This window comes from Mobiluncus sp. (assembly GCF_985070215.1).
In genome coordinates, this window is sequence record NZ_CFKZQR010000019.1 from 1 (window position 1) to 25,508 (window position 25,508).

Sequence of the window (25,508 nt, forward strand, 5' to 3'; positions counted from 1 at the left end):
GGTCACTTGTCCCAAAGTTGGGAATTCACCCTGCCCTCGCTGCCCACCGTGGGATTCATCCCCGCCATGTCCATAGTCTTCGTGCCTTTCGTGGCATTGATTCTGTTCCGGGAACGTTTCAAGCCGATTACTTGGCTATGGATGCTGCTGGCCACTCTCGGCTTGGCGGCACTGTCCCTGCAAGGGTGGTCCTTCGGTCTTGGCGAGCTGATAACCCTGTTGGGAGCGTTATTCTTTGCCATCCAGGTGGCGACTCTCGGTGTAATCTCGCCGGGACGTCCCGCGGGAGCGTTGGCTACCATGCAGATGGTGGGGACCGCGGCGGTGAACGCTGTTCCGGCGCTTTCGGATGGGGAACTTACCCTACCCTCCAGCGGTGCTGCCTGGGCTAGCCTCATCTATATGGTTCTGATTTGTGCTGTGGGGGCTCTGTTCATCCAGACCTGGGCACAAGCGCGAATGTCCTCTACCGAGGCAGCCTTGATTATGGCCTGTGAACCGCTCTTTGCCACCCTTTTTTCGGTAGTGTTCAGCGGGGAAGCCCTGACATGGCGGCTCCTGGTGGGCGGCACTCTCATCATGGTGGCGATTGTGGCGGCGCAGTTGGTCGGGGTTCATCCCGATGTAGAGAAGCCAGTTCCGGACGACAGCCGCGAAGCCGCTCCCTTAACTGAGAACCGCACCAGGAAAACCGCCGATTTTAGACATAAAAAGAAAGTAGGAGTTACGTTATGACGAGCATCGATTTGGCCTTGATTCCAGGGGATGGCATCGGTCACGAGGTCGTTCCCGAGGCCGTGAAGGTCCTCAAAAAGGTCCTGGAGGGTGCGGGCGTTGGTTTGAAAACCACCCTCTATGATTTGGGGGCGGCTCGTTACCATCGTGACGGGGTGGTTTTGGATGATGCCACGGAACAAGCCCTGCGTGGCCATGATGCGATTTTGCTGGGGGCGGTAGGAGATCCCTCCGTGCAGTCCGGGGTGCTGGAACGCGGGCTGCTATTGAAGCTGCGTTTCGATTTCGACCACTACGTGAATCTGCGCCCTTCCAAGTATTATCCGGGGGTGCCGACCCCGTTGGCGAATCCCGGCAACATTGATTTTGTGGTGGTGCGCGAAGGCACGGAAGGCCTGTACTGCGGTAACGGTGGGGTGTTGCGTCGAGGCACACCACAAGAGATTGCCACCGAAGTGTCCGTTAACACACGTCACGGCGTGGAGCGGGTCGTGCGTTACGCTTTTGCGCAGGCTCAGGCGCGGCGCCAGCATCTGACTTACGTGCACAAGCACAATGTGCTGGTCAATGCCGGACACTTGTGGCGCCGCTGTGTGGAGGAAGTCGGGGCGGAATTTCCGGAGGTGGAAGTCGACTACCTACACGTTGATGCGGCCACAATTTTCCTGGTCACGAACCCAGCCCGGTTTGACGTGATTGTGACCGATAACCTGTTCGGCGACATCTTGACTGACGAAGCTGGGGCAATCACCGGCGGCATCGGCTTGGCGGCATCGGGAAGCATCAACCCGGAAAAAACCTTCCCGTCCATGTTTGAACCCGTTCACGGCTCCGCCCCGGATATCGCTGGCCAGGGCAAAGCCGACCCGACCGCCACTATTGCGAGTCTGGTGCTGATGCTCAACCACCTGGAATATCCCCAGCTGGCGGTGAGTATCCAACGTGCTATCGATGCGGATATGGCCGACCGTGCCGCCGCGTCTGCAGCCGGGACACCCCTGGTACGCACCACCAGCGAAATCGGCGACGCGATAGCCGCCGCTCTCTAGGGCTGGTGACCACGAATCCCCGAAAACCCTAAAATCCCGGGCACAGCGTGCCTCGAACCACTCTTACCTATCAACAACCCAATGAAAGAAGAACAACATGAGTAACCTCGAAGAACTCGCGAAACAGCCGCTGCCTAACGCCAATGAACTGGCGGGGCGATTCCCGCACCAGCCTCATGACCATAGGGCCGACGAAGCCACCTACCGGGAAGTAATGCAAAAACTCGCTTTCGGTCAATCCTTTAGCGATTACATGGCACACGCCCTGTGGACCAAGGACGGCGGCTGGCAGGAAAAGGATTTGCGTCCCTATGGGCCACTGCCGGTGTATCCGGGAACCTCGGTACTGCATTACGGTCAGGAGGTTTTTGAAGGGTTGAAGGCGTACCGTCGGGCTGACAACACGATTTGGCTGTTCCGTCCCGCTTTCAACGCAAACCGGTTCAATCAGTCCGCACGCCGCATGGCGCTGCCGGAAATCCCGGTTGAGGACTTCGTGGGGTCTTGTGTGGACCTGGTGCGTGCCGATGCTCGCTGGGTGCCCGTCAAAGATGGCGCCACCCTGTACTTGCGCCCCTTTATGTATGCCTCGGAGTCTTTCTTGGGAGTGCATCCGGCGCACGAGGTGACCTACCTCAATATCGGTTCGCCGTCAGGGCCCTACTTCGACAACGGTTTTTCACCAGTTTCGATTTATGTGTCTGAGGATTACCACCGCGCCGGACCGGGCGGTACCGGTGAAGCCAAGACTTCCGGTAATTACGCGGCGTCTTTGCAGCCCCAAGAGATTGCGGCGGAAAAGGGCTATGCGCAGGTGTGCTTCCTGGACGGCGAAACGAACACCTATATCGACGAACTGGGCGGCATGAACGTCTTTGTAGTGTATCGCGACGGCAAAGTGGCGACCCCGCAGCTCACGGGGTGCATCTTAGAGGGCGGTACCCGCGGTGCGATTATTCAGGTTCTGGCTGACGAGGGTATTACCGTCAGCGAGGAACGCATCGCCCTGCACCAGCTGTTGGACGACATTCGTGCCGGTAAGGTCGCCGAGTTCCTGGCTTGTGGGACGGCCGCAGTCGTGACCCCGATTGGCAAACTCGGCGGGAAAGACTTTGAACTGGAGGTTCCCACCGGCCCGATGACCAAGCACATCCACGACGTCATCACCGGCATTCAGTGGGGACGCCGCGAGGATTCCCACGGCTGGTGCTACCGAGTGCTGTAGTGTGGGCAGCTGAATGATTTATTAACTGGCTTATGGGATTGTCGCTAAGACAATCCCATAAGTTGTAACAGCCACGAGAATAGTGTTTTTCAATCCGAGAAATAGTGCCTGGTAATCCAGCATCTTAGGTATGGTCGTTCGGTGTTTCCTGATAGAGCGAGAGCCAACGCAAAACCGCAAAGTTAGCAATCAATTAAGAATGGGTAGCTGCCAGGGGTAGAGGTATACCTGCTGGTTAGAGGCGGCCATGGCACCGCGGATGCTGTGCCACAGGGTCAGGGCGAACACCGCCAGCCACAGAACCAGAGCCAGCGGAATTAACAGGATAGTTAAGAAAGCAATCCACCCAGCGATACTGGCCAGCCACATGGCGACGTTAAAGTTAAACGCTCCAGCCGCAGCGACGCGCACCGCTGGGGAACTGTCCTTTTTCACCAACCAGACGATGAGCGGCCCCAAGAACGACAGCCAGCCTGCGGAAACGACCATAGCAATGAGGACTGAGAGATGAGCGAAAATCGCCCACAAACGTTCATTTTCATTCACTCGGATATTTTTTCATGCCACTGGATACAGCTGCAACCGGAAACACAATTCCCCAAATTTGGAACCTTTTCCTTTCCCCAACGACACCTTAAAAATAATTCAGAGCTTGGGTCTAAACGTTAGGGAAAATCCGCCGGTGGCGAGACTCAGCTCAGCCTATTGGGGAGGCATCCCCGTCACAACGCGCTGTTTCGGGGTGAGCCGCTTCTTTGGTAGCAGCGGCGCTTTGTCCCCTTCCAAGGTCAGCGGCCAGGCGTTGACCACGGCTTGGGCGAATCTCCGGGAACGTTCCGAGTTTCCGATGGCGTTGCAGTGTACCCCGTCGCCGGTGATGAACCATTCCGGACGCATATCCTGGTCCCACGGATAGACCCACATATTCGGGTAGCGTTGTTGCTGGTGGTAGAGTTCCGCGTTCCAAGCGTCCATAACGTCTTTCGTGTACCACCTCGGTGATCCGTTCGGGTTTACCACGGTCGTAATCCACAGCACCGGGTAGTTCGGTCCGATGATGTCCATGGTGGTGCGAATATGGGTGTCGTAGTCAGTGCCGCCATAGACGTTCATGTTCGCGGCATCGTTCGTTCCCAAGGCAATCACAAAGCACGAATCCTTATCAATCCCGCCGGCGAGGATTTCGCGGATAGAGTCGTTACCGGACGGGAAGTCTTGAAAACCTTGATTGGTGGCGCGCGCCCCGAAGCTAGAGTTGGTAACTTTCGTGGCTCCGGTGTCCGCGTAGGTTTTGGCGGCATTGTCCGCCGGGTTGAGCACTCCGGCATCGGTGAACATCGCTAGGGAGGTGGAATCTCCCACATGGATGATTTGGTGGCATCGGGTGCGTGTCGCCGCGAGGGCTCGTGCCTGAGCCGCTTTGCGTTCCCGTTCCGCTTGAGCCTTCGCCAGGGCTGCCTGTTTCGCTTCGATTCGGTTGTGATAGCTCGTAGCTGCTTCGGTTGGCACGCCGACCAGGGCAAAGATGAGGAAGAAAGCGAGGGGGAAAGACAACAGGGCGTGAGGTAGGGTGCCTCTGCGAGTTAGCCACCGCCACAGGGGGACGAAGAATCCGTTGCGGCGAATGGGATCCTCGACCAGAATCCAAGACAATGCCGCCAGGCCAATGGTGGCCCCAATGATAAACAAGTCCCTGACAATGGCCGGTATTACCTGCAGAGGGGTGTAGAGGAAAGCGATAAGTGGCATGTGCCACAGATACATAGCGTAAGACCTCTCCCCGATCCATGCGAGGGGACGTAGCGCAAAGAGCTTATATATCCGCGTGTAGCGGTTCGAGATAGCAAAAAGTAGCGCCGCGGTAGCCAGCGAGAGAACCACCAATAAGCCGTTGAACAAGGCTGGTGAGGAATCAGGAACAAAGATATAAATGGCCAGCACAGCACCCAGACCAAGCCACCCCACAACTTCAGCTAGGTAGCGATCCTTTCGATAGATGACCCTGCCAATGAGGGGACGTGTCGTGCTTGGGTCGGTGGGCTTGATCATAGCGATGGCGAGTATGGCGCCCACCAGCAGACCACCCGCGCGAGTATCGGTGCCTTCATAAAGGCGGGTGGTATCCATGCCGAGAGAGTACCCGTAGGCTAGCCACACGAAAGAACCCATGGCGAGTATTGAGGTGAGGGCCAGGAGCGGGAGGCGGCGGCCGCGGCTGATGACCAAGAACAAGAGCAGCACCAGCGGCCAGAACAGATAGAACTGCTCCTCGACAGACAGCGACCACATGTGTTCAAAGGGGCTCTGGGAAAACTGGTCAAAATAGGAATCACCCCAGAAAATGGTGGCCCAGTTATTGACGTAAAAAATGGCGGTGAGCCCGCCGAGACGATAGTCCGGCCAGTTTTCGGCTTTAAAGAACGGCGTGAGTGCCCAGATGACCAGCACCGTGAGGATGACTGCGGGCATTAGGCGGCGCAGGCGGCGCAGCCAAAAGGTCTTTAGCCCCAGGTTGCCGCGGCGATACCAGGAACGCATGAGGTTACCGGTGATGAGGAAACCCGAGATGGTAAAGAATACGCCCACACCGGCCAAACCGCCGGGCATCCATTTGAAGCCAAGGTGATAGCAAATCACGCCGAGGACGGCGAGGGTTCTCAAGCCGTCGATGCCCGGATTATAGCGTGATTCGTTACCTATCGGTTTTGGCATAGCGATTGCTATAGTACCCTTTCTGGGCCGCACAATTTAAATCCAGGAGATATAAGGCAGTGAAAATATGCCTCAATTAATCTCTCGCGGGGGACTTTTGTAACATAGGGGCATGAAAACGACGACCCAGCCGATAGAGATATACGACACCACTTTGCGTGATGGCGCCCAGATGGAGGGCATCTCGCTGTCCGTAGCGGACAAGCTGAATATCGCCCAATCCCTTGATGACCTGGGAGTTAGCTTTATTGAAGGCGGCTGGCCCGGCGCGATTCCGAAAGACACCGAGTTTTTTGCGCTGGCGTTGTCGAAACTGCAACTGCGCCATGCGACCCTGGCAGCTTTTGGCGCCACCCGCAAGGTGGGGACCAAAGCTAGCGAGGACCCTCAGGTGCTGGCACTGTTGGATTCCGGCGCGCCGGTTATTACCTTGGTGGCCAAATCCGATTTGCGCCACGTCACGGATGCCCTGAAAACCACCGGTCAAGAGAACCTGGCGATGGTGCGCGACACGGTGCAGTTTCTGGTCAAGGCAGGTCGGCGGGTGTTTCTGGACGCTGAACATTACTTTGACGGCTTGACTCACGATGCCCAATACGGGCTGAAAGTGCTGGAGGCCGCCGGGCAAGCGGGGGCGGAAACCGTCGTGCTGTGTGACACCAATGGGGGCAACCTGCCCTCGACCATCGGCACGAGAGTCGCTGAAGCCCGCGCCTACCTGGATAAACACGACCTCGAGCAGGTTAAAATCGGGATTCATACCCACAATGACACGGGGTGTGCCGTGGCGAACGCGATGGCTGCCATCGAAGCCGGAGCGGTGCAGGTCCAGGGCTGCGTGAACGGCTACGGGGAACGCACCGGCAACGCCGACATCCTCACCCTTATCGGCAACATCGAAATCAAGATGGGCCGCCGTGCCCTGCTGAACAAAAACGGTCTGACCGAGCTGACCCGCACCTCGCACCGGGTGGCGGAAATCACGAATCTGCAGCCTTCCAAGCGTCTGCCTTACGTGGGGGATTCCTCGTTTGCCCACAAGGCAGGTCTGCACGCTTCGGCTATCCGCGTGAATCCGGACTTGTATCAGCACATTGACCCCGCCACGGTCGGCAACGATATGCGAATGCTGGTTTCCGAGATGGCGGGACGAGCTTCGGTCCAGCTGAAAGCCAAAGAGATGGGCATTGACCTGTCTGGGACGCCTTACCTGACCGGCCGGGTGGTGGACGCGGTGAAGGAAAAGGAGTCCCACGGTTACGTTTTCGATGCGGCTGACGCGTCCTTTGAGCTGCTGGTGCGGGCCCAAGGCGGGGACTTGCCGACCTATTTTGAGGTGGAGACGTGGCGGACTTTGGTGCAAGCCGGTCGGGCTTCGCTCAGCGAGAACGGTGAAGCGGAAGCCGAAGCCACCGTCAAGCTACGGACTCGTGACGGGCGAAAAATCGTCACCGGGGAAGGTAATGGCCCCGTAAACGCGCTGGACCACGCGCTGCGCCAGGCGTTATCCCAAACCTACCCGGACATCACAAATTTTGAACTCATCGACTACAAGGTGCGGATTTTGGACACGACCTTTGGAACGGACGCTACCGTGCGCGTGCTGATTACGACCACTAACGGCGACATCCAGTGGACCACAGTCGGGGTGGGTGAGGACGTGATTGAAGCGTCTTGGGAAGCCCTCGTCGAGTCTTTGACCTGGGGTTTGATGCATCTCGGGGTGCGTCCTAAAGTCTAGTTTGCTCGGTTTTGTGCCGTATTTTTCACAAGTTTCCCCGACTGAATTTCCGGTCGGGGAAACTTTTTTTGGGGTAAAACCGTTGCATTGGCATAAAAAAGGCCGGAAAAAGCCTAAACTGATAGCGATGAACAGCGATTATGTACTATGTCACGATGATAAATCGGTTTAACAGACACGGATATTTTATGGAAGGCGGCGTTCTTAGATGTCTAAGAAAAAGGCGGCACCAGCACAGGCTGATGCCACCGTACAGGTTGGCGAGAGCCTAAAGACTAACGGTAAAAAATTCCCTTTGGGAAAAAAGATGTTCTTGGTCAATATGACTGCAGCTATAGCAGCCCTTTTGCTGTTAGCGGTGGAATTGATTGGACTTGGCATTGCAAACTCTGACGTCTCCCAAAAGGCCTCCAGCTCGGTAACTTCGCAGGAAATTACCAAACTGGCGGAGGAATGGCGCTCCGCGGAATTCCTCTGGTCGCAGGGCATCTACACCGCTCTGCGCGGTGATCCGAACGCATTGCAGACTTTTGGGGAATATCTCCAGAATCTTGATGCCTTCAACCAACACGTGTCGAATTTCCCCACAGAACAGCTCAGTGCCCAAAATCAGGCCACTTTCGAGACGATAAAATCAGATACCGCATCACTCAATTCCATGTTGACGAAGGTCAGCGGATCCGTAACTTCACTGGATGGTCTGCGTGGCGCGGTGGTAGCCGAAGTGGAAAATATCCGTAACGTGTCGACCTCAATCAGCGATAATATCGGGAATCTGAGCGAGGATTTGAACGTCCAAAACCAAGCTGCTAGCGCCAGGATAAAATTTATTCAGCCCCTGACGATTGCGGCAATTATCGTTACCGGTGTGGTGACGTTGCTCATCATGCTGTTATTGAACCTTAAGATGTCGCGAGGCTTCGTGAAATCGGCTCAGGAAAGTTCCGCTGCCTTGAATCAACTTTCCCGCAAAGACCTGACCATTCATCCCGCCAAACACACGAATGACGAAATCGGACGTTTGGCGGACAAGCTCGTGGTGGCAGCCGAAAAGTTGCGTAACATTTTTGGTCAAACCGTGACGACAGCCGAGGAAGTGCATGTCACCACGCAAAAGATGGTGGGTGACGGTCATGACCTCATCGGCACTATTGAACAGGCCAGTAACGTGATTACGTCCGTTGCGGCTGCGGCCGAGCAGGTTTCTACGAGCATCGCAACGGTGGCAGCAGCCGCGGAGGAAATGGGTGCTTCGATTCGGGAGATTTCATCGAATGCCAATGAGGCTGCGAAAGTTGCTACGGAAGCTACCGAAGTCGCGGCGCAGACGAACGAAACCGTGACCAAGCTGGGTGAATCCAGCCAAGAAATTGGTGAGGTTATCGAAACGATTACAGCGGTGGCGGAACAGACCAACCTGTTGGCGCTCAACGCTACTATTGAGGCGGCTCGAGCCGGCGATGCTGGCCTCGGGTTTGCGGTTGTGGCTAGTGAGGTAAAGGACTTGGCTGCGGAAACCACGACAGCCACCGCTGACGTAGCCTCACGGATTGAACAGATTCAGGTCGATACCGGTCAAGCGGTCGAGGCCATCAACCAAATTAGTGACATCATCGCTCAAATCAACGATTTCCAGGCCACTATTGCGGCAGCAGTGGAAGAACAAACTGCCACCACCAATGAGATGACCAAGTCCATTTCGGAAGCATCCTCCGGATCGACCGAGATTGCGGCCAATATCAACGAGATCGCCCAAACGACTAACAACAGTGCTGCTAACCTGCGTGATTCTGTTGATAGAGCGGAAGGCGTGGTGAATCAGACCCAAGATTTGAACCAGCAACTTAGCGAATTTACCTACCGGGAAGGACAGTGAGAATCATGACTCAGACTAATCCGGTCAACCAGCTAGGGGAGCAGGGAATGAATAATCAACCGAATGATACGACGAAACCGCAAAAGGCTTACAAGCGCACCACCTTGTTGAAGCGACTGTTCAGAGGAGCCTTGCCGGGGTTCGTGGGAGTGCTCATCTTGGGGCTAGCCTGCGTGATTACTATGTCTCAGACTAACCACAGTACGAAAGAGTACCTAGAGGCAGCTACCAACTCGGAAAATCTATCTTTGATGGAAGCTGAGATTTATGAGATTGGCCAGCATCAATACGCTTATGCGCGTTCCATTTTGGAAGGCCAGCCCGACGAGGAGCAAGCCAAACAGCTGCAAGCCACCCAAGATACTTTGGAAGATAATGTCCAAACGGTTATCGACACCACGAACTCTGACCAGGTGCGTACGGCAGCTCAAGAAATCATGAAATCTTCCGCTAACCTGCGTGAGGTCGTGGCGCAATCGACTTCGGAATTGCAAGCCACTCAAGGACAGGATTCCGCAGTCTTAAACACGGTCCTCTCCCAGACCGTCAGCGATATGGTCGCTCAGCAGGATCAGCTGGCGCCGTTGCTGAAGCAAGAGCTAGATCAGTCAAAGAAGGACATGGAGGATCAACGCCTCCGGGGACTGATTTTCCAGACCATTGTCTTGATTCTCGTGGTGGTCTTAGCGGTAATAATTATGGGTAAAGTGCGTCGCTCTATCACTCATTCCGTGGAGTCTGTAGAAACTGTGGTGAAAGGTCTGACTCAAGGTGACTTGACGCGTAGTGCGGTCATCAATTCCAATGATGAGCTGGCGGACATGTCGCGGGCGGTGAATCTATCCAATTCGACCTTGCGAGAGGCCTTTGGGTCGGCGGCTAGCACTTCCGAGGCGGTTCGTTCCGAGTCTGAGACAGTGGTTAATTTGACCTCCAAGACTGCTCAGGCTGCTGCTGATTCGGCTGCACAGGCCACCGCTGTGGCAGGCGCGGCGGAACAGGTTTCCTTCAACGTTCAGACCGTTGCTGCGGGTGCAGAAGAGATGGGGTCGGCCATCCGGGAGATTTCGTCTAACGCTAACGAGGCAGCGCGGGTTGCCCAGGAGGCGACCGAAGCGGCCGCGGTGACCACTGAGACTGTTGAAAAACTGGGCAAATCGTCAAAGGAAATTGACGATGTCATCCACGCCATTACCGCTATTGCGGAGCAAACCAACCTACTGGCACTGAACGCCACTATTGAGGCGGCGCGTGCCGGTGAAGCGGGCAAGGGCTTTGCTGTAGTTGCCGGTGAGGTGAAGGATTTGGCGGCGGAGACGGCTAAGGCTACGGATGACATCACCGGACGGATTGCCAAGATTCAAGATGACACGGATTCTGCTGTCACGGCTATCCGGCGTATTTCCGAGATTATTTCTCAAATCAACGACTTCCAAACCACTATTGCCGCCGCGGTTGAGGAACAGACCGCCACCACCAATGAGATGGCGCGTTCCGTGACGGAGGCGGCTTCCGGCTCTTCTACGATTGCCACGAACATCGGCCAGTTTGCCGGGGCTGCCAGCCAAGCGGTGGAACCGTTGAACGCCCTGGCTGCAACCGCTTCGGATTTGCAGTCCAAGGCTGCGGATTTACGTGCGGAGCTGGGCAAATTCAAGTATGAATGAGCGCAGTTGGGCGGCTTGACCGACCCGCGAAACAACTCAATAGTGGGGTGAAACCTCACGCTGGTGCCCTCCTATGGCTTAAACTTGATTTATAATCACCATGCAGCCAGAGGAGGGCATCAACGTGATTGGTTCGGTCCAGGAGTTCGCTCGCCTGTGTACTTCGGATAACGAAGAGGACTTCATGCGGGCGATGACGGACGTGGCGCCGACTTTTATCTGGGAGGAAATCATCCGTAAACGCCCAGATCTGGCTGAATACGTGGCGCAAGCACAGAATTTGCCCGACACCGTGTTTGAAACTATCGCGCTTTTTGCCCCGTGGCGAGCTCGCTACCTGGTCGCGATGCAGGAACGCACTCCTGCTTATGTACTCGCTAAACTCGCCAAAGACGGCGATAGTCGGGTACAAAAGGCAGCGGTGGCCAATGAATTGACACCGTTGAAAGTTATTGCGGAGCTGCGTGAGGACGCGAACGAGGAAATCTCCCAGCTGGCTCGTCTGGCGTGGACTGAGCGGGCGGAGAAACGCGCCGGTAAACATTCCGGGCGTCCCGAAGCGACGTGGGATGTGCCACAGCCGCCGGGAAATGCTGAACCAGAGGTGGACGAAGCTGCTCGCTACAAGTCGTATTTTGACGAGCTATGTGCTCAGCGTGGCCTGACTGAGGATGATGTGGTACGGGGGTTCGACCCTCGCGATCCCCAACTGCCGCTGTCTCCCGAAGGCCCGTGGGTGGTCGCTCCCTGGGGTGATGAAGGATATGTGGTTGGTTCACAGCGCGGTGCCGAGTTCGCTGCCTACGAAGTGTTGCCCGATCTGGAAGCGGCGGTGTCCCTAGTCTCCCGGTTGGTGCGAGAAAAGCCGGAAACTGGTGAACTGACGACAAACGCAGCTGAGCGCGGTCACCGCACCGCCATTGGAATTGACGCTCGCACGATTTCCCGCGGCGGGAAACCCGGCTCCAACGAACTGCGTCCCGGCGACATGCTGGACTGCTTTGACGATGATAAAGCCCAGTTCTTGTTTGCTATGGGAACGCCTTTGGCACAGCGGGGGATTCGCCTGAACAATGAGAAACCCTACCGAGTCTTTGAGGTCATGGCGCCCCTACCACTGGCGGTTTTGGAGGGGCTCACCGCAAAGACTTCGAGTAATCCAGGTGGCGGCGCGATAGTGGTTTTGGATAAACCTCTGCGGTGGTATCTGGACCACAATTTCCTGCGTGAGCTGCGTTAATTTCTCATACTGAGACAGCAATTTCGTAAAGTGAAACCCGTGGTACTATGGGGCTATGTCGCAAACCATGCTGCTGTTGCCTAACCGCGTAGGGCTCTGAATCAGCCAGGCCCCCTGCGCGGAGTTCTCGCTTGCCTGGCAACTAAGATTAAAGCAACAGCAGTAAAGGATTTTCACCATGCGTACTTCTGGATTCACCAATCGTCAGCAAACCTCCGGAATGCCTTACGGCAAATATCGCCCGTTCCTAGAGACGAACCCCATTTCACTTCCGGAACGAACTTGGCCTAACAACCGGATTACGAAAGCACCGCGCTGGTTGTCCACCGACCTGCGGGACGGCAACCAAGCCCTCATCGAACCGATGGACTCCGCGCGCAAACGCGAAATGTTTGACCTCCTGGTGCGCCTGGGGTTCAAAGAAATCGAAATCGGTTTCCCGGCCGCTTCCCAAACCGACTTTGACTTTGTAAGTTCCTTGGTCGAGGACGACGCCATTCCCGAGGACGTGACCTGCTCGGTACTCTCACAGTCCCGACCGGAACTTTTGGAACGCACCCTGCAAGCCATCAAGGGATACCATCGCGCCACCGTGCACCTCTACAACGCGACCGCGCCGGTATTTCGCCAAGTCGTGTTTCACAACGATAAAGCGCAAACCATCGAGATGGCGATGTCCGGCACTCGCGAAGTCATCGCCGGAGCCGAAAAAATCCTGGGGGACGACACAATCTTTGGCTACGAGTACTCCCCGGAGATTTTCGTAGACACCGAAATCGACTTTGCCCTGGAAGTTTGCGAAGCAGTGATGGAAGTCTGGCAGCCCGACAGCGAGCGGGAAATTATCCTGAACCTGCCTACGACCGTAGAACGCTGCACGCCCAACGTTTACGCCGACCAAATCGAGTACTTCTGCCGCCACATCTCACACCGTGAACACGTCTGTATTTCGGCCCACAACCACAACGACCGCGGCACCGGCATTGCGACCGCCGAACTAGCCCAGATGGCCGGCGCTGACCGGGTCGAGGGGTGTTTGCTGGGCCAGGGTGAACGAACCGGCAACGTTGACCTAGTCACCTTGGCGATGAACCTCTTTAGCCAAGGCATCGATCCGCAACTGGACCTGTCCAATCTCGATGAAGTCCGCGAGATTGTCGAGGGCTGCACCCGCATGTCCACCCCGCCGCGGCTGCCCTACGTGGGGGACCTGGTCTATACGTCCTTCTCCGGCTCCCATCAGGACGCCATTAAGAAAGGCTTTGCCGCGCGCGAACAGATGGTTCGAGCCGCCGGCGGAGACGAAAACCAAGTCATCTGGGAACTGCCCTACCTGCCTATTGACCCTCACGATGTGGGGCGCAACTACGAAGCTATCGTCCGGGTAAACTCGCAATCCGGCAAGGGCGGTATCGCCTACTTGATGAAGGAAAAGCATCACCTCGACCTGCCGCGCCGCCTGCAAATCGAGTTCTCGAAAATCGTGCAGCGCACGACCGACCGTTTCGGCGGTGAACTCGAGGCGAACGACCTGTGGCAGATTTTTGCTGATGAATACTTGCCGGCGTCAGAAGCGGGGATTGACTCGCGTCACTGGGGGCGTTTCTTCCTCGATGGGGCGCACGTTTCTTCCGTTCCCTCGCCCTCGGGTGGGGACACGGAAGTCTCCATCGCTCTGAACGACCGCGGCGCGAAGCTCCAGCTGGAATCGTTCGGCAACGGTCCGATTGACGCTTTCGTCCACGCCTTTGAACAGATGGGCATGGAAGTGCGGATTCTGGATTACGTGGAGCACGCTTTGAGCGCCGGGCGGGACGCCACTGCCGCGGCCTATGTCGAGGCCGTGGTAGATGGCGAGGTGCTGTGGGGGGTCGGCATTGATTCCTCGACTATTCGTGCCGCTTATAAGGCCGTAATCTCAGCGATTAACCGGGCGCAGCGCCAATCCCAAGTCGTGGAGAGCTCCGTTCCGTTTCCCTGAAAGTCGAACCGCGAGGGTCCACCGGGAAAGCCCTGACCTGGTAGGTTCACGTTCGAGAAACCAACCCGCAAGTTCAGGGTATCGGGTGGCGATTGATAGGGTAGGCCAGGACGAAGGAGTAAATCATGTTCGTGCCCAATGTCACCGCGGTCGGAGGGCTGCTGTGGCTGAGCGCCATCGTGGCTCTGCTCCCGGTAGCGGTGTTCTTTGTGCTGGTCGGAGCCGTGCGGATGCGTTCTCACTGGGCAGGAGCTATCGCCCTGGGGGTCGGGTTGCTCGTGGCTATAGCGGGGTTCCAGATGCCGGTCGACATGGCTGTAGCGGCCGCCCTGCTCGGGGCGGAAAACGGCTTGATACCCATCGTGATTATCGTGATTGCGGCCGTGTGGCTGCACCGTCTGATGGAGGCGACCGGGCGGGAAGCTGATTTGCGCAAGGTTTTTTCGGCTGTCGGTCAAGGGGATTTGCGTATCCAGGCCATGCTGATTGCACTGTGTTTCGGGGGTCTGCTAGAGGGCTTATCCGGTTTCGGGGTCCCCGTGGCGGTGGTGACCGCGCTGCTGTTGGGGCTGGGATTCAAACCGATGAAAGCCGCTGTAATCGCCCTGGTGGCGAATACTTCCCCGGTGGCCTACGCGGCGTTCGGCGTACCGATAACGACCGCGGCGGCGCTTCTGAGCGGGCATGACCCCATTCAAAACGCTGCTGACATCACGTTTTATGTGTCCTGTACCGAACCGGCAATTGCTTTCGTGATGCCGTTCGCGCTGAGCCTGTTGATTGATAAGGATCACTTCCGCCACATGTTCCCCCTGGCTTTCGTGATGGGCCTGGTGGAAGGCATCGGACAGTTCCTGACCTTGCGTTTCGTGTCCTTTGAGCTGGGTGGGGTACTGCCGCCCATAGTGACATTCCTGGTAGTGACGTTGATGGTGATGGTTTATCGTCCCCCGGTTCCTTCTGAGTTCGTCACGGAAAAGCCCACTGACCTGCGCGTGGGGCGGGTGGCGTTGGCTGTGATGCCCTACGGCTTAGTCATCGTGATTCTCTCCGTGGGGCGAATGGTGCCCCAGGTCGCCAAGGTTTTGACCGCGACGGATTTGCACGTTGCCTGGCCCGCTTTGGCAGGTCGGGTGGTCAGTCCGGACAATCCGAGCGTAGCGAGCAACATCGGCAACATCACCATTCCGATACTGTCCCAACCGGGAGTGTTGATTGCGGTGGCGGCGCTGGTGACCGGGGTGGTGTTTACCCTGGTTACGGAAGGCGGGAAGTACCCGCTTGGGTTTAAACAAATCGGTGCCAAATTGTGGTCAGCGATTTATTCCATGCGGTATTCAGCGGCCACTATCCTGGAAGTGATGGCGCTGGCTTACTTGATGAACATTTCCGGCATGGTTTTAACCATCGGGACCCTGCTGGCGGGAACCGGGACATTCTTCCTGTTGCTTTCCCCCATGATTGGCTACCTCGGCACAGCGATTTCCGGCTCCACGACCTCGGCAAACGCCCTGTTTGCCTCTCTCCAAGAGACGACAGCCTTACAGATTGGCCTGCCTGGTGCTTTCGCCGTGGCGGCTAACACCGCAGGCGGGGTCATCGGCAAGCTCATCGCCCCCCAGTCCTTGGCGATTGCCGCCGCCGCGATGGGCGAACCCGAAAAAGAGACCGATTTGCTCCACGAAGTGCTCGGCTGGTCTTTCTACCTGCTGCTTTTCGCGGTGTTCATCTGTTTCGTCTGGGGCATGATTTTCCTGGGCTAGCCCGCTAGCTTTCGCATTCCTGCCAATTCTAGAATCCAGTACTGCTAGCATTTACCGCAAAGGATTCGCAAAACCGGGGGTGTACAGATGCATAAATGGCAAATCGTCTTTTATCTGGTGTTGTCTGTTTATGCGTTCTATGTCCTGTTTTTTCGAGGAGGGACTTTAGTCGTTGCTTTCGCGATCCTGTTGATTTATTCACTGGTTCGTGACCTTCCGAAAAAAGACCCTTGGAACGATTCACGATCCCCGTTCTTCCGTAAGGACAACAATGACAGGCTCTAATCTGTCCTCGACGAAAGAATGGTGGAGCGGAAAAAGACTCGGGAACGGAAGGGGCCAGGGGAATCGGGTTACAAAAGAGTGGGAACGGGATTCTTCCGCTTGCTCATGGAATAATGGTCCGTGATGAGAACGTTTCGAGATGCGGCGATTGTGTTGCGCACCCAAGACCTGGGGGAAGCTGACCGCATCGTGACCCTGCTGACCGAAAACCACGGGCTTTTGCGCTGCGTGGGGCGGGGAGTACGAAAGACCATGTCGCGCTTGGGGGCGCGACTGGAGCCTTTTGGAGCGGTCGATATTCAGATTCGCTGGGGCAAGTCCGGCCTGCACCATATCGAACAAGTGGAAATCCTGGCTCCTTACGGTCGCAGCCTCGCTAACGATTATTCCCGCTACACCGCCGCCAACCTGATGGTAGAAACCTTGGAACGTCTCACCGAGGACTCTTGGACTAACGAGAGGTACTATCACCTGACCGTCGGGGCCTTACATGCTTTGGCGACAGGGCGCCACGAGCCGTCTTTGATTCTGGATTCCTACCTGCTGCGTCTCATGTCGTTGGCGGGCTGGGCGGCAAGCTGTTGGGATTGTGCGTCTTGCGGGGCCAGGGGGCCACACGTTTACTTTAATCCCAGCGGCGGCGGCGCGATGTGCGTAAACTGCAAGCCTATCGGGGCGCGCCCGGTTGATTCTGAGACGATGCGTCTGTTGGCGGCTTTGGCTGTCGGGGATTGGCAAACTGCCCAAGACAGCGGATGGATGGCTCGGGCTGATGCCCACGCCTTAGTGTCGGCTTTCGTGCAGTGGCACGTGGAGCGCCGTCTAAAATCCTTGTCCTTGCTGGAACTCGCCTAGGTTATTACGTGGAAAAATCCTGGGTTCGTCGTATCACCCCGCCGGGGCAGCATCCTGAGTTGCCGGCGGGATTGGCGCGCGCGGCTGCTGCGCACGTGGCAATCATCATGGATGGGAATGGACGCTGGGCGAACGCGCGGGGTTTGAATCGTACTGCCGGTCACGAGGCGGGGGAATACGCCCTGATGGACACCATTGCGGGAGCTGTCGAGGCCGGGGTGAAATATCTCAGTGTGTATGCGTTCTCTACCGAAAACTGGAAACGCAGCCCGGCAGAAGTGAAGTTTCTGATGGGATATTCGCGCCAGGTGTTGCGCAATCGACGCGATGAACTGAACGCCTGGGGAGTTCGCGTGCGGTGGAGTGGGCGGGAGGGCCGCTTGTGGAAATCGGTCCTCACCGAACTGCGGACAGCAGAGGCCTTGACCAGAGAAAACGCCGGCACTCAGCTGATTATGTGCCTCAATTACGGGGGGCGAGCGGAACTCGCTGACGCGGCTCGGAAACTGGCTCAGCGAGTCGCGGCGGGAACGCTAACACCCGAGCGCATTACCGAGGCCGCTTTCGCTCGGGAACTGTATCTGCCGGATGTACCGGATGTTGACCTGCTGATTCGCACTTCCGGGGAGCAGCGCACTTCCAACTTTTTGCCGTGGCAGGCGGCTTATGCGGAGCTAGTTTTCGCCTCCGAGCCGTGGCCGGAGTACGGGCGGGCGGCCCTGTGGCGGGATTTATTGGCCTATCAGCACCGCGACCGCCGTTTCGGCGGGGCGATTGATAGGCCGCAGTGACGTTTAATTCCGAGCGCTGCGGGTGGGTCTTGCACGAACGACCGTTTTTCAACGCGAAATTTAAGCGCGAACCATTCTCAAAAGCCCTCAACCTGCGGTACTAAATTCCAGCCGAACCCAGAATCCGGGAAACCGTGTCCGAAATCGGTCGTTCGTGGACAACTTGGCCCAGATTGAACCCCGGCTGTCCCGATTTTCCAAATTAACCGCGGCCCCACCACGCCAGGGAGCGGTAAGGTGAAAGTATGAACAGCGACGTTTTACCTTTTGAAACTGAGAGTGTCATCGACCCGAAAAGACTCCTGGAATGGTTGCCCAAAGACCTCTTTATCGGCGGTAATTGGGAACCCGGCACGGCGGGTGAGCGCTTCGAGGTGCTGAACCCCGCAACCGGAGCCGCCTTGACGCAGGTCGCCAGCGGTAACGCCGCAGACGCCCAAGCCGCCTTGGACAAAGCCTGCGCAATCCAGCCAGAATGGGCAGCGACCCCGCCTCGTGAACGCGGCGAAATCCTCCGGCGAGCCTTTACACTTATGGACGGCAAATACCGCCGTGCCCTGGCGGTAACGATGACCCTGGAGATGGGTAAACCCCTGGCTCAAGCCAACGGGGAAGTCACTTATGGGGCGGAGTTTTTTCGTTGGTTTTCCGAAGAAGCCTGCCGGGTTCGCGGGGATTACTACCGATTGCCGGAAGGTAGCCTGCAGGCAATGGTCATCAAACGCCCGGTGGGACCCTGCGTGTTTATCACCCCGTGGAATTTTCCGCTCGCGATGGGAACTCGCAAGATTGGTCCTGCCGTAGCAGCTGGGTGCGTCTGCGTGTTAAAACCGGCGCGAGATACCCCGCTGACAGCGCTGTTCCTGGCGCGAATTTTGGAAGAAGCAGGCTTGCCCGCCGGGGTCCTTTCCGTGGTTCCCACCCTTCATTCCGGGGAAGTCAGCGACACTTGGCTGCATGACCAGCGAGTGCGGAAACTTTCGTTTACAGGTTCGACCGAAGTCGGTAAGGCTTTGCTGAAAACCGCCGCGGACAGTGTATTGCGCACCTCTATGGAGCTCGGGGGTAATGCGCCGTTTGTGGTGTTCGATGACGCGGATGTGGATCGAGCAGTGGACGCCGCCCTCATCACCAAGATGCGCAACATGGGGGAGGCCTGCAACGCGGCGGATCATTTCTTTATTCAAGACGGCGTTTATGACGAGTTCGTCACGAAGTTCGCCGCCGCGATGCGGGCGCAAAAGGTTGGTGACGGGATGAGCGAAGGGGTGGATGTCGGCCCGCTTATCAACCGCAGCCAGCTCGAAAAAGTCCGCACCATGGTTGACAAGGCCCTCGCCCAAGGGGCGGAAAAAGTTGGTGGAACCGGCAACTTGGACCCCCAAACCGTTGACCCCGGGGGTTTCTATTACCCACCCACGGTCCTCACGAACGTCAGCCCCGACAGTGAAATCGTCACGGAGGAAATCTTTGGGCCGGTCGCACCCGTGGTGCCTTTCCGCACGGAAGAGGAACTGGTGCGGATGGTCAACGCCGATCGGATGGGCTTGGGCGGCTACGTGCATACTTCCTCGTGGGAGCGCATTTTGCGCCTGGCGCAGCGCATCGAAATCGGAATGATTGGATTCAACTCCGCCACGATTTCTAACGCCGGAGCCCCTTTCGGCGGGGTCAAGCAGTCTGGGCTGGGGCGCGAGGGCTCCACCGAGGGGATTGAGGAATACCTCGAGACGATTTACATCGGTTTGCCGGCGCCCAAACTCGAGTAAACTGGCAGCGCCTAGATAAACAGCCTAGATGAACAGCGAGGGATCGATGTTCATATCGGGACTGACCGGTTTCTTGGGATTGCGCAGTTTTGCCGGCACTCCCAGGGCGATACGTCCAGGCGGAACATCCTTAACGACCACGGCATTGGCACCGATTTTGGCGCCGTCTCCGATGTTGATGGCGCCCAAAATTTTCGCTCCGGCACCCACCATGACCTCATTGCCCAAGGTCGGGTGGCGTTTGCCCTTGTTCATGGACTGCCCGCCCAGGGTCACCCCGTGAAAAATCAAGCAGTCCTCGCCAACCACCGCGGTTTCCCCAATGACCACCCCGGTGGCGTGGTCGATAAAGAGTCGGCGTCCAATGGTCGCGGCCGGGTGGATGTCCACACCCGTGATGAGGCGCGCGAATTCCTGAATCAGGCGCGCAATCATTTTAAAACCATTGACCCAAAACCGATTGGACAGCCGGTGTGCCCACAGGGCGTGAACCCCCGGGTAAGTCAGCGCGACTTCCAAGCGTCCGCGCGCGGCAGGGTCGCGTTTCAAGGCCGTGTCCAAGTCCTCCAACAGCAAATCCCGCACACCGAGTTTATATGCGGGCAGGTGGCGTGGCGGGGCGGTGTGTTTCACAAAAGTCATCAGGACGGGTACTTCCTCTGGTTGGTTGAACGACCGGGCGCTAACTATTCTAGGCTATCGTTTCCGGGGTTCGTTTCGGGCGTGTCGTTCGGACCGGTCCGGGCGCTCTGTTTGAGCCAGTTCGGGTCAGCCCAGGGCAGTTTTGGCGGGTCGGGTCGTTCCGTTTATCTCGTCAAAACTGCACCAGGCCGGTGGGTTCAATCAGCCTGGTTGCCGCGGTTTCTCAGTCGCCCAAGTGTGCAAACAGTACGGTGGACAGGTAGCGTTCGCCGGTGTCGGGAAGCAAGGTCACCACGGTCTTACCAGCAAATTCAGGCCGTGCGGCGAGGGCAGCAGCGGCCGCCAAATTCGCCCCGGAGGATATCCCAACTAAAAGCCCTTCCTGCGTAGCAGCTTTCCGCGCCATCTCAATAGCATCGTCCGAGTTCACCGTCATGACTTCGTCAACGGTTGCACTATCGTAGTTATCCGGCACAAAGTTGGCGCCAATCCCCTGAATCTTGTGGGCGCCTGCCTGGCCGGTGGACAGCAATGCCGATTCTGCCGGCTCTACTGCCACGACCCACACTTCTGGGTTCTGTTCCTTGAGAAACTTCCCAACCCCGGAAACCGTGCCGCCGGAACCCACCCCAGCCACAAACGCGTCAACGTGTCCCTCGGTCTGTTCCCAAATTTCGGGACCGGTGGTGCGATAGTGAATCTCAGGATTGGCCGGATTATCGAACTGACCGGCGAACACCGCTTCGGGGTGGTTCGCCAAGTAGTCCTCGGCAGCTTCAACCGCGGCGGCCATGCCCCCCGCCGGGTCGGTCAGTAGCAGCTCCGCCCCGTAAGCCTTCATGAGTTGCCGACGCTCCACACTCATGGAAGACGGCATCGAGATGACGACCCGATACCCCAGCGCAGCCCCCACCATGCACAGGGCCACCCCGGTGTTACCGCTGGTAGCCTCCACGATAGTGCCGCCTGGCTGCAACTCTCCCGAGGCTTCGGCAGCGCGAATGATCGCCAAGCCGGGTCGGTCTTTTACCGAACCACCGGGGTTCATGAACTCCATTTTTGCCAGCACGTTTGCGCCGATCCCCGCGGGCAGCATCCGATTAATTTTCACCAGAGGAGTGTGGCCGATTGCTGCCGTGACATCGTTCGCATAAGTCATAGTTAATCCCTTAGATTCCTTTTCTCAGTATTCTGTTCGTTTCCCTGACGGGAGCCGTCTATTACAACCGTGAGCGCACCACTTTTATTCCCGAGTCGCCAAAAGTTACCGGCGCGCCGAGCTGGGCGGCGAGAGCGGCGGCGAGTTCGTCCTGGGTGCCGCCTTCCACCGCCAGTTCAAACGTGACCCGGTTTGACCAGGTCACGCTTAGGGGCTTGCAGTTTCGCGAGTGCAGCCAAGACTCCAGGGCAGCAGCCCGGTTCGCGGTGACATCGAAGGACACCACGGGAACGGACTTGACTTCCACCCTTCCCGCAGCCGCGATCGCCCCCTGCGCCGCCTCACTGTAGGCTCGCACCAAACCGCCCGTTCCCAGCTTTATCCCGCCAAAATACCGCGTCACCACCACACAAGCGTTTTGCAATCCGCTGCCCAGCAGCACATCGAGCATGGGACGCCCGGCAGTACCGCTGGGCTCGCCGTCGTCGCTGGAATGTTGGACCGGCTGGACCCCGTTTTCCCAGCCCTCGGGCAAATAGGTAAAAGCGGAGCAATGATGGCGCGCGTCGGGATACTGTTTCCGCTCAGCTTCTATCACTTCACGGGCTGCGACTTCATCCGCGGCATCTCGTGCCACTCCCAGGAAACGCGACCGTTTGATTTCCAGCTCGAAATATCCCGGTGCGTCCTCAGCTATGGTCACGTAGCGTTGCGTCATACTTTCGCCTCACGATGGTCAGTTTGATAAAATCATCGAATTGTTGCTAACATTGTATGTCTTGTGAACAATCACTAATTGAAAGGAGCGCAGGGCAATGGCAGTACCCAAGCGCAAAATGTCCCGCGCCAACACTCGTACACGTCGTTCTGCTTGGACGGCTAAGTTGACGCAGCTTGATAACGTTAAAGTTCAGGGTCAGGAAGTCGCGGTTCCGCGTCGCCTGGTGAAGGCTTACCAGACTGGCCGTTTGACCGTCGAAGACTAACGAGGTCGATATTCGCGACGCCCGGCCCTGGTGCTGGGCGTTACGTATTTAATTATTTCATAAGTCTTTTCGGGCAGTTTTCCGGGTATGCTCGAGGATGGAGGCAGCATCGTGGTGGACTTGAGCAGGGTCGAAGTCGTTTTGCTGGATATGGACGGCACCTTGACCGATTCTGTGTCACGTATTACCGAGTATTTTGCGGCTTTGGATCTGGAGCTGCACGGCCGGATGCTTCCGCCTGACGCTTACAAGAAATATGTCGGTCCGCCTCTCGCCGATGCCATGCGGGATATGGAACCGGATGCTGATGAGCAGCGGGTGGCTTTCATGGTTGCGCGATACCGCGAATTGTATTGGCCCAACGCCATTGACGTGCCGCTTTATCCCGGTATTCGGGAAATGTTGGAAAAGCTGCGGGCGAGGGGATACCGTCTGGGAGTGGCGACTACTAAGAACCAACAGATGTCATTGGAGATTCTCGAGCATCTGGGGATTGAAGATTTCTTTGAAGTCGTTTCGGGGGTGATACCTGGTACTTCCCGGGTGGACAAACCCGCGGTCATTGCTGCAGCTTTGGAGCAGTTCGGGTTGAGTGAGCCGCAGGATACGCGGCGTATCGTGATGGTGGGGGACCGGTTCTATGACATCGAGGGCGCCCAGATTAATGGGATTCCGGCAATCCTGACTACCTGGGGTGATACGGCTCAACCCGGCGAGGAGCGCGGGGCCGTACAGGTCGTCTCGACGCCTGCCGAACTGCTGAGCGCTTTGGGTGTCTACCCGGGAAAGAAATAGGCAGCCTTGAAAGCTACGCAGATGTCTACAATCTCCTGGAATGCCGAGGGACCAAACCTGGTGGTGGCGGGTGATAACCTGCCGGTGTTGCGAGGGCTGCCGGACCAGTCATTTCAACTTATTTATATAGATCCTCCGTTCAACACAGGGAAAGTGCAGTCGCGTCAGTCCCTGAAAACGGTGCGTACCGATGCGCCGGTTACCGGTTCTCGAGTGGGGTTTCAAGGCCAGACCTATGAAACCGTGTGTGGGAAAGTCACCGCCTATAACGATAGTTTTTCGGATTATTGGGGTTTCTTAGAGCCTCGCTTAGAGGAGGCGTGGCGTTTGCTGGCCCCTACCGGGACTTTATACCTGCATTTGGACTATCGTGAGGTTCACTACGCAAAAGTGTTGTTGGATGCGCTGTTTGGGCGGGATTGTTTCCTGAATGAAATCATTTGGGCGTATGACTACGGCGGGCGTTCCAAACGGAAATGGCCAGCCAAGCATGACAATATCCTCGTCTACGTTAAAGACCAAAAAAGGTATTATTTTGATTCTGAGTCTGTGGACCGCGAGCCGTATATGGCTCCTGGCTTGGTGACTCCGGAGAAAGCCGCGCGGGGTAAGCTCCCGACTGACGTGTGGTGGCACACTATTGTTTCTCCCACAGGCAAGGAAAAGACGGGATACGCTACGCAAAAGCCCGAAGGGATTTTGCGGCGTATCGTCCAGGCTTCGAGCCGTCCGGGGGATTGGGTATTGGATTTTTTCGCAGGTTCCGGCACGTCCGGGGCGGTCGCGGGTCAGCTGGAGCGTCGCTTCGTGCTGATAGATGAAAACCCGGAAGCGATTGCGGTTATGCGCCACCGGTTCAACCGGGCGAACATTTCAGTTGAGTTTCTATCGGAGTAAAGGCTCGGCTCGTGAACTTGGAATTACCGAAAATTACCCGACGGCGCAGTCCCGAAGTGCTGGCGCCGGCGGGAAACTTGCGGGTGCTGAAAACTGCGGTGGATTTCGGAACTGACGCGGTGTACTGCGGCGGGGCAGAGTTTGGGATGCGAGCCGCTCCGAAAAACTTTACGTTAGAGGATTTTGAGCAGGGTGTTCGCTATGCTCATGCCCGCGATGTCCGGGTGTATGCCACCGTGAATATCATTCCCGGTAACTCTGAGGTGGTGGGAATGAATGCTTACCTGGGGGCGCTGGCGGAAATCGGGGTGGATGCGCTCATTGTCACGGACATCGGGATCCTCATGGCAGCGCGCCAAATTGCCCCGCACACGGAGATACATATTTCTACTCAAGCAGGGGTGATGAATTATCAGGCTGCCGCCGCTTTGTATGAGCTGGGAGCAAAACGGGTCGTTTTGGCCCGCGAGATGAGCCTGCCGGAAATTCGAGAAATGCGCGCCAAGATTCCCGCTGACCTTGAGATTGAGGCTTTCGTGCACGGTTCCATGTGCATGGCATTTTCGGGGCGCTGCTTGATTTCCAAATACACCACGGGACGGGATGCCAATCACGGGGACTGCGCCCAAAGCTGTCGATGGAAATACCATGTGGTTGAGGAAAAACGCCCCGGCGAGTTTTTCCCCGTTGAAGTGACCGAGGGCGGCACCTACCTGTTTAATTCTCAGGATTTGAACATGCTGGCACACGTTGATGAGGTCATTGCCGCCGGGGTTACCAGTCTTAAAATCGAAGGTCGTGCTAAGGGCGAGTATTACGTCGCGGCTCTCACCAATGCTTATAAAACTGCGGTCACTACCTATCTGAACGGAAGGGAAAACGTGACCGAACTGGCTTGTGACGGCGCTTTTGCCCTGCCCGAATGGGTCTTGCAGGAACCGTACAAAGTCACCCACCGAGAATACGGCACCGGCTTTTTCTACCCCGAAACACCTGTGACAGAAAGTGTTACCCGAGGTGGGTATATTAGTGATTGGCTTTGGTTAGGAACCGCAGTTGATTACGATGCCGCCGCGCAGCGCCTGACTGTGCTGCCTCGCAACAAGATTGTGCCCGGACAGCAGGTAGAGTTCTTGATTCCGGGAACCGAGCCGATTCTATTCGAGATTCCCCCCGCGGGGATACGCGACGAAGTGGGGGAAACAGTGAGTGAAATCAATCACCCGGCGCACGAGTTTTCCTTCCCTTGCGAGCGGGCGATTCCTCCCGGTGCCATGCTGCGCGGAAAAGCTCGCTAATGCGGCTGCGCCGAGTGTCTGGAGGGATAAGGCCGCGTGTAG

Annotated in this window: 21 protein-coding genes; 16 read left to right on the top strand and 5 right to left on the bottom strand. The window is 57.0% G+C overall.

Annotation, left to right across the window (positions count from 1 at the left end; genetic code table 11):
• The 3 genes from AC5LBQ_RS05165 to AC5LBQ_RS05175 form a co-directional block, all read left to right on the top strand.
• Positions 1–735, top strand: a 735-nt coding sequence (locus AC5LBQ_RS05165) for a DMT family transporter (RefSeq protein WP_493264823.1), incomplete at its 5' end; no start/stop codon positions are given.
• Complete coding sequence (locus AC5LBQ_RS05170; protein ID WP_493264824.1) at positions 732–1,784, top strand: 3-isopropylmalate dehydrogenase; 1,053 nt, start codon at positions 732–734, stop codon at positions 1,782–1,784. The genes AC5LBQ_RS05165 and AC5LBQ_RS05170, both read left to right, overlap by 4 nt.
• Before the next feature lie 97 nt (positions 1,785–1,881).
• Positions 1,882–3,009: a branched-chain amino acid aminotransferase gene (locus AC5LBQ_RS05175; protein ID WP_493264825.1), complete on the top strand. Its 1,128-nt coding sequence runs from the start codon at positions 1,882–1,884 to the stop codon at positions 3,007–3,009.
• A gap of 189 nt (positions 3,010–3,198) precedes the next feature.
• Here AC5LBQ_RS05175 and AC5LBQ_RS05180 read toward each other — a convergent pair whose 3' ends face one another.
• Entirely contained in the window at positions 3,199–3,555 is a 357-nt protein-coding gene (locus AC5LBQ_RS05180; RefSeq protein ID WP_295027502.1) for a DUF4870 domain-containing protein, read from the bottom strand.
• A gap of 156 nt (positions 3,556–3,711) precedes the next feature.
• Positions 3,712–5,721, bottom strand: coding sequence for an acyltransferase family protein (locus AC5LBQ_RS05185; protein ID WP_493264826.1), 2,010 nt, complete (start codon positions 5,719–5,721; stop codon positions 3,712–3,714).
• 112 nt (positions 5,722–5,833) lie between these two features.
• On the opposite strand from AC5LBQ_RS05185, the gene cimA reads away from it, so the two are divergent.
• The 9 genes from cimA to AC5LBQ_RS05230 all read left to right on the top strand — a co-directional run bounded on the left by cimA (position 5,834) and on the right by AC5LBQ_RS05230 (position 19,689).
• On the top strand, positions 5,834–7,462 hold the full coding sequence (cimA, locus tag AC5LBQ_RS05190) for a citramalate synthase (RefSeq protein WP_307742063.1): 1,629 nt from the start codon (positions 5,834–5,836) through the stop codon (positions 7,460–7,462).
• 208 nt (positions 7,463–7,670) lie between these two features.
• Positions 7,671–9,338, top strand: a complete 1,668-nt coding sequence (locus AC5LBQ_RS05195; protein ID WP_295027498.1) for a methyl-accepting chemotaxis protein — start codon at positions 7,671–7,673, stop codon at positions 9,336–9,338.
• 5 nt (positions 9,339–9,343) lie between these two features.
• Positions 9,344–11,005: a methyl-accepting chemotaxis protein gene (locus AC5LBQ_RS05200; RefSeq protein ID WP_493264827.1), complete on the top strand. Its 1,662-nt coding sequence runs from the start codon at positions 9,344–9,346 to the stop codon at positions 11,003–11,005.
• Between the two features lie 100 nt (positions 11,006–11,105).
• Positions 11,106–12,245, top strand: a complete 1,140-nt coding sequence (locus AC5LBQ_RS05205) for a TNT domain-containing protein (RefSeq protein WP_295027496.1) — start codon at positions 11,106–11,108, stop codon at positions 12,243–12,245.
• Between the two features lie 178 nt (positions 12,246–12,423).
• Positions 12,424–14,226 carry a 2-isopropylmalate synthase gene (gene leuA, locus AC5LBQ_RS05210; RefSeq protein WP_493264828.1) on the top strand — a complete coding sequence of 601 codons (1,803 nt, stop codon included), beginning with the start codon at positions 12,424–12,426 and terminating at the stop codon, positions 14,224–14,226.
• A gap of 125 nt (positions 14,227–14,351) precedes the next feature.
• The gene (locus tag AC5LBQ_RS05215) at positions 14,352–15,989 is read left to right on the top strand and encodes an L-lactate permease (RefSeq protein WP_493264829.1); all 1,638 of its coding nucleotides are present in this window, start codon (positions 14,352–14,354) and stop codon (positions 15,987–15,989) included.
• A 408-nt stretch (positions 15,990–16,397) separates the two neighbouring features.
• Positions 16,398–17,129 carry a DNA repair protein RecO gene (recO, locus tag AC5LBQ_RS05220; RefSeq protein ID WP_295027493.1) on the top strand — a complete coding sequence of 244 codons (732 nt, stop codon included), beginning with the start codon at positions 16,398–16,400 and terminating at the stop codon, positions 17,127–17,129.
• Between the two features lie 8 nt (positions 17,130–17,137).
• Entirely contained in the window at positions 17,138–17,920 is a 783-nt protein-coding gene (uppS, locus tag AC5LBQ_RS05225) for a polyprenyl diphosphate synthase (RefSeq protein WP_493264830.1), read from the top strand.
• 245 nt (positions 17,921–18,165) lie between these two features.
• Positions 18,166–19,689, top strand: coding sequence for an NAD-dependent succinate-semialdehyde dehydrogenase (locus tag AC5LBQ_RS05230; RefSeq protein WP_493264831.1), 1,524 nt, complete (start codon positions 18,166–18,168; stop codon positions 19,687–19,689).
• 24 nt (positions 19,690–19,713) lie between these two features.
• Here AC5LBQ_RS05230 and cysE read toward each other — a convergent pair whose 3' ends face one another.
• From cysE to AC5LBQ_RS05245, 3 genes are all read right to left on the bottom strand, one after another.
• Positions 19,714–20,331 carry a serine O-acetyltransferase gene (gene cysE / locus AC5LBQ_RS05235; RefSeq protein ID WP_307742059.1) on the bottom strand — a complete coding sequence of 206 codons (618 nt, stop codon included), beginning with the start codon at positions 20,329–20,331 and terminating at the stop codon, positions 19,714–19,716.
• 223 nt (positions 20,332–20,554) lie between these two features.
• The gene (gene cysK, locus AC5LBQ_RS05240; protein WP_307742058.1) at positions 20,555–21,490 is read right to left on the bottom strand and encodes a cysteine synthase A; all 936 of its coding nucleotides are present in this window, start codon (positions 21,488–21,490) and stop codon (positions 20,555–20,557) included.
• A 61-nt stretch (positions 21,491–21,551) separates the two neighbouring features.
• On the bottom strand, positions 21,552–22,208 hold the full coding sequence (locus AC5LBQ_RS05245; RefSeq protein WP_493264832.1) for an IMPACT family protein: 657 nt from the start codon (positions 22,206–22,208) through the stop codon (positions 21,552–21,554).
• 97 nt (positions 22,209–22,305) lie between these two features.
• On the opposite strand from AC5LBQ_RS05245, the gene rpmF reads away from it, so the two are divergent.
• The 4 genes from rpmF (at position 22,306) to AC5LBQ_RS05265 (ending at position 25,466) form a co-directional block, all read left to right on the top strand.
• Complete coding sequence (gene rpmF / locus AC5LBQ_RS05250; protein ID WP_282921415.1) at positions 22,306–22,476, top strand: 50S ribosomal protein L32; 171 nt, start codon at positions 22,306–22,308, stop codon at positions 22,474–22,476.
• Positions 22,477–22,563: 87 nt separating this feature from the next.
• On the top strand, positions 22,564–23,271 hold the full coding sequence (locus AC5LBQ_RS05255; RefSeq protein WP_493264833.1) for an HAD family hydrolase: 708 nt from the start codon (positions 22,564–22,566) through the stop codon (positions 23,269–23,271).
• A gap of 21 nt (positions 23,272–23,292) precedes the next feature.
• Positions 23,293–24,168 carry a DNA-methyltransferase gene (locus AC5LBQ_RS05260; protein WP_493264834.1) on the top strand — a complete coding sequence of 292 codons (876 nt, stop codon included), beginning with the start codon at positions 23,293–23,295 and terminating at the stop codon, positions 24,166–24,168.
• A gap of 11 nt (positions 24,169–24,179) precedes the next feature.
• Positions 24,180–25,466: a peptidase U32 family protein gene (locus tag AC5LBQ_RS05265; RefSeq protein WP_493264835.1), complete on the top strand. Its 1,287-nt coding sequence runs from the start codon at positions 24,180–24,182 to the stop codon at positions 25,464–25,466.
• Positions 25,467–25,508 lie beyond the last annotated feature (42 nt).